The 11,705-nt window shown below is 37.4% G+C and carries 12 protein-coding genes and 1 riboswitch; of the genes, 2 read left to right on the top strand and 10 right to left on the bottom strand.

Annotated elements, in window-relative coordinates; all coding sequences use genetic code 11:
• Nucleotides 1-126: 126 nt before the first annotated feature.
• The 3 genes from QA539_RS02420 to QA539_RS02410 are packed head-to-tail and all read right to left on the bottom strand — an operon-like array spanning nucleotide 127 to nucleotide 2,409.
• Nucleotides 127-783, bottom strand: a complete 657-nt coding sequence (locus QA539_RS02420; RefSeq protein ID WP_419895378.1) for a GTP pyrophosphokinase — start codon at nucleotides 781-783, stop codon at nucleotides 127-129.
• A gap of 18 nt (nucleotides 784-801) precedes the next feature.
• Nucleotides 802-1,662: a LysR family transcriptional regulator gene (locus QA539_RS02415; protein WP_419895377.1), complete on the bottom strand. Its 861-nt coding sequence runs from the start codon at nucleotides 1,660-1,662 to the stop codon at nucleotides 802-804.
• Between the two features lie 15 nt (nucleotides 1,663-1,677).
• Nucleotides 1,678-2,409, bottom strand: coding sequence for a TatD family hydrolase (locus QA539_RS02410; protein WP_419895376.1), 732 nt, complete (start codon nucleotides 2,407-2,409; stop codon nucleotides 1,678-1,680).
• A 104-nt stretch (nucleotides 2,410-2,513) separates the two neighbouring features.
• On the opposite strand from QA539_RS02410, the gene QA539_RS02405 reads away from it, so the two are divergent.
• On the top strand, nucleotides 2,514-3,383 hold the full coding sequence (locus tag QA539_RS02405; RefSeq protein WP_283727175.1) for an SDR family oxidoreductase: 870 nt from the start codon (nucleotides 2,514-2,516) through the stop codon (nucleotides 3,381-3,383).
• Between the two features lie 34 nt (nucleotides 3,384-3,417).
• Here the strand turns inward: QA539_RS02405 and QA539_RS02400 are convergent, their stop codons facing one another.
• From QA539_RS02400 to QA539_RS02390, 3 genes are all read right to left on the bottom strand, one after another.
• Nucleotides 3,418-3,957 (bottom strand): DUF402 domain-containing protein, encoded by a 540-nt coding sequence (locus QA539_RS02400; RefSeq protein WP_219493940.1) that lies wholly within the window; start codon nucleotides 3,955-3,957, stop codon nucleotides 3,418-3,420.
• Between the two features lie 79 nt (nucleotides 3,958-4,036).
• Nucleotides 4,037-5,815 (bottom strand): DHA2 family efflux MFS transporter permease subunit, encoded by a 1,779-nt coding sequence (locus QA539_RS02395; RefSeq protein ID WP_283721851.1) that lies wholly within the window; start codon nucleotides 5,813-5,815, stop codon nucleotides 4,037-4,039.
• Nucleotides 5,816-5,827: 12 nt separating this feature from the next.
• A complete protein-coding gene (locus tag QA539_RS02390) occupies nucleotides 5,828-6,478 on the bottom strand; it encodes an HlyD family efflux transporter periplasmic adaptor subunit (RefSeq protein ID WP_219493937.1) in 651 nt (216 codons plus the stop codon).
• A 140-nt stretch (nucleotides 6,479-6,618) separates the two neighbouring features.
• Between QA539_RS02390 and QA539_RS02385 the strand changes: the two genes are divergently transcribed.
• Nucleotides 6,619-7,161, top strand: a complete 543-nt coding sequence (locus tag QA539_RS02385; protein WP_419895375.1) for a TetR/AcrR family transcriptional regulator — start codon at nucleotides 6,619-6,621, stop codon at nucleotides 7,159-7,161.
• Nucleotides 7,162-7,368: 207 nt separating this feature from the next.
• Here QA539_RS02385 and QA539_RS02380 read toward each other — a convergent pair whose 3' ends face one another.
• The 4 genes from QA539_RS02380 to QA539_RS02365 form a co-directional block, all read right to left on the bottom strand.
• Nucleotides 7,369-8,211, bottom strand: coding sequence for a MetQ/NlpA family ABC transporter substrate-binding protein (locus QA539_RS02380; RefSeq protein ID WP_419895374.1), 843 nt, complete (start codon nucleotides 8,209-8,211; stop codon nucleotides 7,369-7,371).
• Nucleotides 8,212-8,225: 14 nt separating this feature from the next.
• A complete protein-coding gene (locus QA539_RS02375; RefSeq protein ID WP_219493934.1) occupies nucleotides 8,226-8,891 on the bottom strand; it encodes a methionine ABC transporter permease in 666 nt (221 codons plus the stop codon).
• Nucleotides 8,881-9,897: a methionine ABC transporter ATP-binding protein gene (locus QA539_RS02370; RefSeq protein ID WP_219494806.1), complete on the bottom strand. Its 1,017-nt coding sequence runs from the start codon at nucleotides 9,895-9,897 to the stop codon at nucleotides 8,881-8,883. Before QA539_RS02370 ends, QA539_RS02375 begins: the two co-directional genes overlap by 11 nt.
• A gap of 73 nt (nucleotides 9,898-9,970) precedes the next feature.
• Nucleotides 9,971-10,076, bottom strand: a riboswitch (SAM riboswitch).
• 80 nt (nucleotides 10,077-10,156) lie between these two features.
• Complete coding sequence (locus tag QA539_RS02365; protein WP_219493932.1) at nucleotides 10,157-11,686, bottom strand: phospholipase D family protein; 1,530 nt, start codon at nucleotides 11,684-11,686, stop codon at nucleotides 10,157-10,159.
• Between the last annotated feature and the right edge of the window lie 19 nt (nucleotides 11,687-11,705).

Raw genomic sequence — 11,705 nt, 5'->3', positions numbered from 1 at the left:
ATATGAAATTACTTTTTTATGTGAGAACTGCGACTTAATGATGTAGCCGATCAACCTAAAAAGATGACTGGAAATACTCCTGTCATCTTTTTATATCATATACCAGTGACTTCGTGCTGCGACTCTTTAATCTAATAATATGGTATTACGCACTTCTGTCATCTTACGATCCAGTTCACTTGAAACATCCGCGACTTCCTTCAGTTCACGGCGTATGCTGTCATTTAATTTCTTGGTATTATATTTGTATTGTAGCTTATGCTCTGTAGATGCGAAGAAATCCATGGCTAATGTGCGAATCTGAATTTCTGCAGGGACCCACCTCACACCTTCAGAGAGCACTAGTTCTGTTTCAACGATTAGATGCAGACTTTTATAGCCACTTTGTTTCGGATTTTTTATGTAATCTTTCACACGTACAATTTTAAGATCATTACGTCCCTTTAAAATATCATATATTTTATAGACATCGTCTTCAAACGTTGTAACGATTCTTACACCAATAATATCAAATATATTCTCCTGTATGCTCTTTAAATTAAAGTCTATTTCTTTTCGTTTTATTTTGTCACGTAGTGAGATGGGTGACTTAATACGTGTCTTTATGTGTTCAAATGGAGAATAACCATACTTCGCCTGCCATTCTAAGTCGATGACCTCTATATCACTTTTTAATTCTAATAAGCCCATCTCATATTCTTTAAATAAATAAGAAAAATCTTCGACCAGCTTGATGATTTCGGATTGGTCTTCTATTTTTTGCATTACATTCTCAATATCCATTTGCTATCCTCTTTCAATTCATAAGCCGTTGACGACTTCTTTTAATAATGCGATAAACGCACTCACCTGAGGGAGACTCAATATATCATTCTCATAGGATATGTATGTCTCCCTTAATAATTCCTGTCCATGTGCCTCGACAAGCTTAACTTCAAACTCTTTACGATCAATATCTTCTGCTACAATTTCAGGAAGTACAGTCATCCCTACCCCACTTAATAGGAGTGCCTTACACGTCGCTATCTGATCTGTCTTTATCTGTGGTGCATATTCTTTGTTGAATAACTCAGTGTACCATTGTTCTATCTCTTTCAAATAGACCGGATCTGCCTGAAATTCAATCATCGGTAATGTATCTAATACATCCTTCTTACCCTTCGGATAAATAAAATAATGCTTTTCTTGCATCAGTCGTTCATTATGGAGGTTCATTATCTTTGTGCCACGTATAACGGACACGTGGAAGTCATGACGATTATTCATAATGCGTGTACTGGAACCAACCTGCAACTGAATCTTCACATTAGGATACTCATGTACAAAACGTTCAAGTACAGTCGGTAGTACTGTCTGTCCAATCAACGAGGATACACCAATTGACAGGTTCCCGTTCACCACGCCTTCAGAAGAATGAATCATTTCTTTAAGATTTGTCTCTTCTTTCAGCATCTTACGTGCGTGATTAATAATCGCTTCGCCGTGGGTTGTGACAATCAGCTTCTTCTTCGTTCTAATAAAAATTTCCGTGCCCCAGTCGTTCTCAATGGTCTTGAGTCGCTGACTGACTGCGGGCTGAGAAATATATAAGGTTTCAGCAGCTTTACGAAGCGTCTCTTCCTCATCCAAAGCTACAAGTAATCTGTAATCATCTATTTTCATATTATATCCTCAATCTTAAATTCGATAGAAAGCTTTCGTGTTATACGTCATAATAGATTCTATGTTTTCTGCCTTCGGATAAAACAGCTCTAGCTCCTTTATTATAGCAGAAAGTTGCGATTTAATCTCTTTTGCTTCAAACCCTTCGTGTGGCCACGGTCCATCCGTTTCTATCATGAGTCGATGGAGCGGGAAAGCCTGGGCTACTCTTCTGGTCTTTACATTCCATAGAATATCAGGCGTTACACTGACCATGTAATCACTATTTAAAACCTCTTCCAATACATCTTTATCTGCTTTGAACCAATGAAAATGTGCTTTTTGAATTTGATATTCTCTTAAGAGTTCCATCACTATTCTCGCATCGTCATAGACAGCATGGAGTATGACAGGGAGTTGATGGGCTCTCGCTTTATTCATGAATGCTTTCAATATATCAATATACGGCTGCAATTTTATCGATTGATCCTGACGCATTAAATATTGCGGCAAGCCCACTTCACCGATTGCCACAATCTCATGATGATGCGTATCGATTAAGCGAAGAATTTCTTCTACTTCATTTTTATCAATGCGCTGCTCAGGATGATACCCTAAAGCAATATGAATATTTTCATTCTTAAGTGCAAGTAGTCGATAGCAACTCTTCAAGTCTGTTGCAACGGCAACACATTGTATATTTTGCGACATGATATCTTGAATATCTTTATCGCTATACTGATTGATATGAATATGTGCATCTATCATCATAAACACCTCATTTTGATTTTAACATAAATTTTACACAATGTTTTAAAGGGTCACATAAAAGGAATAGTTAATTATTACTATTATTTTGAGGAGGAGTCATAATGAACAAATATGAAAAGATCGATAAAGAAATTAAAGGTTATACACAACCCGAACAGCCTGGTATCGAAAAAGAAATGGATCCAAAACCGATTGCAGAAGATGATAACTATAAAGGATCAGATAAATTAAGAGGGAAAGTCGCGCTTATTACCGGTGGTGACTCAGGTATAGGTCGTGCTGTAGCCATATGTTATGCAAAAGAAGGTGCAGACATTGCGATTGGGTACTATAATGAACATGAAGACGCCAAAGATACAGTCGCACGTCTAGAATCACTTGGCGTTAAAGCAAAGGCCTATGCTTTCGATCTTAAATCAGAAGAACAATGTAATCAATTAATCGCAGATGTTACATCGGAATTCGGAAGTTTAAATATTCTTGTGAATAATGGAGGCGTACAGTATCCACAAGAAAGTTTACTTGATATTTCTAGTGATCAGATTAAAGAAACATTCGAAACGAATATATTCGGTATGATGTATGTTACTAAAGCTGCACTACCGCATCTTTCTAAAGGTGATGCCATTGTTAATACGAGCAGTGTGACTGCTTATAGAGGTTCTAAAACATTAATTGATTACTCTGCTACTAAAGGTGCGATTACATCATTTACACGTTCACTCTCACAAAACATAGCAGAAGAAGGCATTAGAGTAAATGCTGTTGCCCCAGGACCAATCTATACACCGCTCATTCCTGCAACGTTCCCTGCTGAAAAGGTTGAGAAACATGGACAGGAAACCGCCCTCGAACGTCGCGGGCAACCAAGCGAGATTGCACCGGCATATGTATTCCTTGCTAGTGACGATGCATCTTATATCACTGGTGAAACAATTCATATCAATGGTGGAGACTACATTTCAGGTTAAAATGCGTTGAATAAAATTAAAACGGAAAGGACGACTATGTCCTTTCCGTTTTAATTTCGGCTTTACACTTGCTTGCGAGCTGTTCAAAACATATGAAGTTGTCTTTCACTTCATCCATCACTTCTTGAGCAGTCTTATAGGCAAGTTCATATTGCGCCTGCGTAATAACCTGCTTTTTCAGTGCACGTTTCACATCTGCCTCATCTACTAGTTCATAGCGTCCGTCAGGTAATACAAGTACATCAAGATAGAGATCATGGGTTCTTGCCTCACCCATTTCCACAATATTCTCATCATTAATATCGAAGTAATACTGTAGCGGCTTATCTTGTGCATCATACATTACAGTAATGCTATAGTGCTTATCTTTCGGTAAGATTTGCAACCAGCGAAACCCGTTGTCAGCTACTACAATGCTTTGATCGATAACCTTAATTTCTAGCGGTGACTTTACCTTTATCATCTCAATCTCACCGATTATCCCATCAAACCACTCATCACTGACACGAATTTCCTTATAATGTTTCTTTAAGAGACGACGCCAACTTCTTTTATCAATGTACTTTGTCTTCATATCGCCTCACTCCTTATTCTTTATTATATAAAAATAAACAAGTATGACAAATAATTATGCCTTACTTGTTTATTTTTAATTAAAGCTCTTCAGCACGATAATGTTCTTTTCCTTTTAAGAAGAAGGACAGTATAAATGCCAGTGCACTTAGCGCTGTCGCTACCCAGAAGGCATCGTTAATACCATTGATTGTTGCGACCTTCTGAAGATATCCCATTACAAGTTGACCACCCGCTTCTTGTGATCCGACGCTGCGACCAATCTCAGCAAACTGTCCTGCAATTTCTGGATGCGTCTTATCCATTGTATTCGAAATATCACCGACATGTGCTGTGGTCTGTTGTGTCATAATCGTAACCAGTACAGCAGTACCGATAGATCCTGCAAGCTGACGTACCGTGTTACTGATGGCGTTGCCATGCGGAATCATTCTTTGTGGTAATGCGTTCATACCTGCAGTCATAATGGGCATCATAATAAAGCTCATACCGAAAGAACGCAGTACATAAATACCTAATATCGTTGAATAAGAAGTGTCCATGCTCAATTTTGTGAGTTCCCATGTTGCATACGTCATAATAAATAATCCAAATATCGCAATCGGCTTAATTCCAAATTTATCAAGCAGACGACCCGATATAGGTCCCATGAGTCCCATGAGTAGCGAGCCAGGTAATAGTAGTAATCCTGAATCTAAAGGAGAAAAACCTCGAATAGACTGAAGATATACAGGCAGAAGTAACATACCTCCGAATAAACTCATCGTTACAATTACATTGATCAGCAATGTAAATGAAAACCCTGTATACTTTAACGCACGTAAATCCATCATCGGAGCTTTCATAGAAATTTCTCGATAAACAAATAATGCAACGAATAAGAGTCCAATGATCATCATTGTAATTACAGTTGCTGAATCCCAGCCTTTATTCCCCGCTTCAGAAAAACCATAAAGCAAACTACCAAATCCTAGTGAACTAAATACGACACCAGGGACATCTAGCTTAGGATTACTTATCGGTTGATAGATTTTGAACCAGAAGAAACCGATAATAATTGCGAGTATTCCTACAACAGACATCCCATAGAACATCACATTCCAATGATAGTTCTGAATAACCCAACCCGTTAATGTCGGTCCAATTGCAGGTGCAAGAATGAAGGCGATCCCCATCATTCCCATTGCAGCTCCGCGTTTCTCAGGCGGGAAGACTGTCATAAATACGTTTGTTCCAAGTGGCATCAAGATTCCTGCTCCAACCGCCTGAATTACACGACCTGTCATCATTACAGGGAAGTTCGTACTTATGGCACAGATAACAGAACCTATTGTAAATGCAATCATCGCAAACATAAAGAGCTGACGATACGTAAACTTCTGAATCAAATAAGCACTGACAGGAACGAGAATCCCGTTTACAAGCATAAACCCTGTTGTTAACCATTGTGCAGTTGAAGTAGAAATACTGAAGTCATTAATCATAACAGGGAGTGCCACGTTTATTAACGTTTGATTTAATATTGCAACGAACATCCCCGCCATGAGCGCAGTAATAATCTTCGCCAAAGTGATACCTTTACCGAACGTTACAAGTGCTTCAGGCTTTTTCACCTGTTCATGTACAGGACGATTGACATCTATTTCCTGTTCCATTTTCTCATCTTGTATATGTGATTCACTTATTTTCGGTGCAGTTGTAGGTTTAACTTGTGCGTTTGACACTGGTTCATATACTTTTTTATCTTGTTTTTGAATAGAACGATGCTGAGCTTTGCGCTTTCTTTTAAGCATTACTCTATTAACGACGAAGAATGTCAGCAAAGAAAATAAGCTGTATAAAATAATCATCGAGGTCATACGATAACCTCCTTAGTTTTTATGAATGCGTACAGTTACATTCATTCCTGGTAAAATGTCTAACGATTTTCCTTTTGAAAGTTCAATCTTAACTGGAACAACTTGAGTTACCTTCGTATAGTTTGCATTACCATTTGATGAAGGTAATAGACTAAAGCTAGATGCTGTTGCTAAACCAATTTGTTCAACTTTCCCAGATAAAGTCGTATCTTTATATCCATCGACATATACATCGACATCCTGACCCTTTTTAACACCGTCAAGTTCAGTTTCTTTAATGTTTGCAGTAACGAATAATTGATTCATATCGTAAGCATAGGCAATCGGAGTACCAGCACCTACAAATCCATTTTCTGTTGCTTGCTTCTTCACAATCGTGCCATCCTGTGGCATCGTAATATCAACCTTAGTTGGGTTACCGTCTTGACCAGCACCTGCTACAGTACCAAGTTTGTCATCCTTAGATAATTTGTCGCCTACCGTTTTATTGAATGAAACTAGTTTACCTGCAACTGGACTTGCAATAGAGACTTGCTCTCCGTCAATCTTCGCATTGTCCGTCTTTACATAGTTTGTTGCTTCATCATAGAAGTGAAAAGCGACTACGCCAAGCACTGCTAAGATGATTAAAGTTAAAATATTGATCATTACTAATTTTTTCATGTTTACTTCCTCCCAATTTTTCGCATAAACAATATTATATAATGATTTACTAAACAATCAACCAACAATATTTGTGAATCTGTTGGAAATTAAGTAAAATAAATAGATAATACTATTAAATAAGAAGAAATGAGTCATGTATGGACAAAAAACAGTTAATCGAAAACAGTTTAATACAATTGCTGGAAGAACACCGATTCAGAGAAATAACGATAAAGATGCTATGTAATAAAGCTGGTATTAATCGTTCTACTTTCTATGCTTATTTTGAAGACAAATACGCATTACTGGATAGCATGATAGATTCACATATTTCACATCTAGAATCAATATTATATACTGATCTGCATGACCTTCACTTACAGAGAGACAAAAAATCATCAATAGAAAAATACCTTGAACACATATTCCAGTATATTCATGAGCACAGACAATTCTTCAGAGTGTTACTCACCTTGCATCCTGCACAAAACTTTACACAGAAATTATTATCAAATTGGCGCAATAATTATATGCACGTCCTTGAAACAACTGCTAGTCTTCAGTATCCTGATTATTTTATCAGTTACACATTAGGGGGCCAGTTCGGTGTGTTGTATTTCTGGTTACAAAATGATTGTCCGGAACCTCCTGAAGTTATCAGCAAGATTATTCATAATAACATCATGAAAATTAATCGCTAATCTTAAAAAGATGGCCCAAAACATAGACCATTTTTTGCCATCTTTTCATGATTTCATTCGTATCTGAACGCTCGTGTCACGTCCTTTTATTTTCAGCGTTCCACGAGCAGAAACTTCAATAAATCAAAAAGATGGCCCAAAACATAGACCATTTTTTGCCATCTTTTCATGATTTCATTCGTATCTGAACGCTCGTGTCACGTCCTTTTATTTTAATCCTTCTTCAATTTTCTTAATTTCGTCTGTGCTTAAGTTCTTCGCAATTTCGCCATCTTTTGTGTCTTCTTTCAATGCATCTTTCGCTTTATCTGAATGATAGAGTTCTACAATCTTTTTATATGTCTTGTTATCTTTATCTTTCGTCTGTGCAGCAATTACATTGATATACGGTGCAACATTTTCACTATTTGAATCTTCTAAGTAAATTGGATCATCTTGCGGACTAAATCCTGCACGCGCTGCAACACCGTTATTGATAATACTTGCTGCAACATCTGGTAATACACGTGGTGTCTGCTGTGCTTCAATCGGTTTAATCTTAAGGTTTAACTTGTTTTCTTTAATCTTGTCTGGACCACCAAATAATCCGAAGTCATCTGATAACTTAATCAGTCCACCTGCTTCTAATAAGCGAAGTGCACGTGCTTGATTTGTTACATCATCTGGAATTGCGATTGTTTCACCTTTTTTGATATCTTTAATATCTTTTACTTTTTCTGAATATACACCTAGTGGTGCAAATACTGTAGTCCCTACAACTGAAAGGTCTAATTTATGATCCTTTTTAAATTGGTCTAAGAATGCGAAATGCTGGAATGCGTTTAAATCGATTTCACCTTCATTCAAAGCATTATTTGGTGCTGTGTAATCCTGAAATTCTACAAACTCAATATTAATGCCTTCTTTTTTCGCTTCTTCTTTAACAACTTCCCATACCTTTGAATCTATACCTGTAACACCGATTTTTACTGTCTTATCTTTATCCTCTTTTCCTCCACATGCTGCAAGTACAACCACTAACGATAATAATAATACCAATAATTTTTTCATATTCTTTTCTCCTTTTATAATCTACTTGTATATATGCTTGCTACTTTGTTACCGATAAATTGTGTAATCTGTACTAATATAATCAGAATGACGACTGTTATAAACATGATCAGCACGTCAAATCTTTGATATCCATAAGTAAATGCTAAATATCCAATTCCACCTGCACCAACAAGTCCTGCCACAGCTGAGAATTCTATTAAAGATACAGTTGTAAATGTAAGACCTAATATTAAAGCGCCTGCAGCTTCTGGGATGAGTACTTTGAACAGTATGTCGAACTTGCTTGATCCCATCGCTTCAGCTGCTTCAATGACTCCTCTATCTACAGACACGATGTTATTTTCTACAATTCGAGCGATAGAAAGCGAGGCTGCAAGTGTCATCGGAAATATTGCTGCCCAGATGCCGATAGATGTCCCGACTAAAATTCGCGTTATCGGAATCAATGCTACTAGAAATATGATGAAAGGTATTGGGCGTATCGTATTAATAATGGCGTTCAATATACTGTTCACTACTTTATTCTCGAGTATATTACCTTTTGCTGTTGCATAAAGCAGTATGCCAATTGGTAGTCCAATGAGCGTTGCAAAGATTAACGTGATCGCAACCATGATCAGTGTATTAATTGTCTGTTCGATAATAACGGGATAGAACGTCGTAATATCAGTTTTCAAATCCTTCAACCTCCTTTACTTTAATGCCTTTTTGTATGAGATCGTCTAGCGCACTGTTTATATGTTCTGGTTGTCCGACCGCTTCAATCAGTAAATTACCAAATAACTTATCGGTTAACTCCGTTATACCGCCGTATAAAATATTGAAATCTACATGATACTGACGTCCAACTTCACTTAGTGCCGGTTTTAATATTTGTTCATGATTGAATATAAAACGATATAAACGTCGATTACTAATGTCAATATCTTTAGGGATATCATCATTCAGCACACTGTGGACAAATCGTTTTGTTGTTGCATGTTGCGGTGAAGTGAATAACTCGAACACTTTATTCTGCTCAACAACCTTCCCTTTTTCCATTACAGCCACTTCATCACAAATCTTTTTGACGACCTCCATCTCATGCGTAATAATAACAATCGTAATATTGAGCCGCTGATTAATTTTCTTGAGTAATTCCAGGATATCGTCTGTTGTCTCTGGATCCAGGGCACTCGTTGCTTCATCGCATAATAAGATATCCGGTTCAGTTGCAAGGGCTCTTGCAATACCAATACGCTGCTTCTGTCCTCCTGAAAGTTGATTTGGATAGTCATCTTTCTTGTCACTCAGGCCAACAAAGTTTAAGAGTTCATCCACTCGCGCCTCAATTTCCTGCTTGCTATATTTCTTTGTCAGCTTTAATGGATACCGGATATTATCACTGACTGTTTTCGATTTAAATAAGTTGAACTGCTGAAAGATCATTCCAATATTCTGTCGCTGCTTTCTAAGCGCACTTTCTTTCAATGCTGTAATCTCATTACCTTCAACAAACACTTGACCTGTCGACGGTTTTTCAAGTCGATTGATCAGTCTAAGTAAAGTAGATTTACCCGCACCTGAATATCCTACAATGCCGAAGACCTGACCTTTTTCAATAGTTAAGCTGACATGGTCTAAAGCATTGATGTCACCTTTTTTCGTGCGATAAACCTTCGTCACGTCTCGTACTTCAATAATTCCCATTCATTCTTTCCTCCTTAAAATAAAAAACGCTCACTTAGCCTGAGCTAAATGAGCGTTTGACGGTCAACATTTATCTGCCAAGCTAAAGCTTGATGGAATTAGCACAGTGCTCTCTAAAGAGTCTGCTGCTGAGACTTCGTCGGGCCATATCCCTCTGTCTCTCTTGATAAAATATGATTAAGTTGTTTTTTATATTACATGGGTTAGATTTATAAGTCAATGTATTTTCAGAATTTACTCAACTTTTTTTATATTAGAAACTTGATATTCCTGTAAATTCTTGGACTCTGTATATGACATCTTTAATAAATGACGGATCTTTCTTCACTTCATAATCGTCTGTAACATAAGCCTGTTCATTATTCCACATCGCACTAAATTCCCGATTCAGTCGATGGAAGACCGGAAGATCACTGCGTCCACTAATAATAACATCTGTCTCCATATTGTAGTCCCCAACATTACGACGTGTCAGATTAGCACTACCGAGTACCAGTGTACTCGTCTTGCTATCTTTATATTGGAATAACGTATACTTCGCATGAAATTGTTCACCATGACTTACCGCCCATTTTACTTGGATCCTATCATTTGATTTGGATACTAGCTCATGTGCGACCGGTTTATTTGGAATACCAGGTTTTTCCTTACCAAATGCTTCTTTATTCACATCCAGTATCATCTGAATCCCGACACCTCGTTTCGATGCTTTTATCAATGCTTTAATGATATCTCTGTCAGAAAGATAGAACATCCCCATTTTCACACGATCTCCCGTTTTCGTCATATTGATCTGTTCGAGCAGTGCAGCTTTAATCTTACCTTCTGTGACTAATGTTGTAGTATAGTCCATGTCACTACTATATGCACGGTGCGTAATATTAAAGTCACTTGCGGACAGCTTACTGCCACTCATATTAAGTGCACTCACTTCACTTTTTATCAAATCTTCCTGTAGCTTACCTGTCACTTTTACTGCAATATTCTGATGATGGGCACTCGGATCATGGGGGTTACTACTTGAGATTATTGCTGCATCTTCAGTGACCAGTGTTTTTCTATGGTTCGCTTTCATATTCAACAATCTGCCGAATCCTCTTACAGTAACATTTGGTGCGTCCTTAGAAAATATATTCGTGATTATTCCGTTCTCATTATTACCGAACCATCTTAATGTCGGACGCCATAACCCGGAATAAAGTGGATTGGAATCTCTTAGTTTCACAAGGTTCGTTTCATAGAGTACGATACCGTTATCGCGCAATTTTCTGTAGTGCTCTGGTGTATAGCTTCCATAAAAAGAATTGATGGGATCTGTCAACATGTAGATGCGAATATTGGGACTTTCCTTTTTCTTATCAATCAATGCTTGCGTCAGTGTTTCTGTCAGCTTTGTGAATTTTTTTTGTCCGTCATATGTATTGTTGAATAAAAACATATCTAAAATGATAAAATCATCTGCTTCTTGAATCGTTTTCAACTGTTCATTGAATATTTCATGGTTATAATACATATGATTTTCTTTCTCATACGTTTTGTCTACAAGTAGTTTCACATCATTTGTCTTACTTGATTCAAACCATTTGCTGACGCCACCTGGCAATGGTTTGAACGCACCATAGATGACACTGCATATATAAATGATACATCCTAGAATAACGAAATGCTTGAATTTAAACTTTGACTTTGACCTTGATCTTTTTGTCTTACGCATTTTATTCACAGGACGCTTTTTAGCTGTAGATTGCTTTCTTGTCTGAACTGCTTTCCTTTTTGTCGCCATAGCACACCTCCTCATATAA

The organism is Macrococcus psychrotolerans (genome assembly GCF_038095555.1).
Lineage (GTDB): Bacteria > Bacillota > Bacilli > Staphylococcales > Staphylococcaceae > Macrococcoides > Macrococcoides psychrotolerans.
This window is presented reverse-complemented; position numbering and strand designations above follow the sequence as displayed.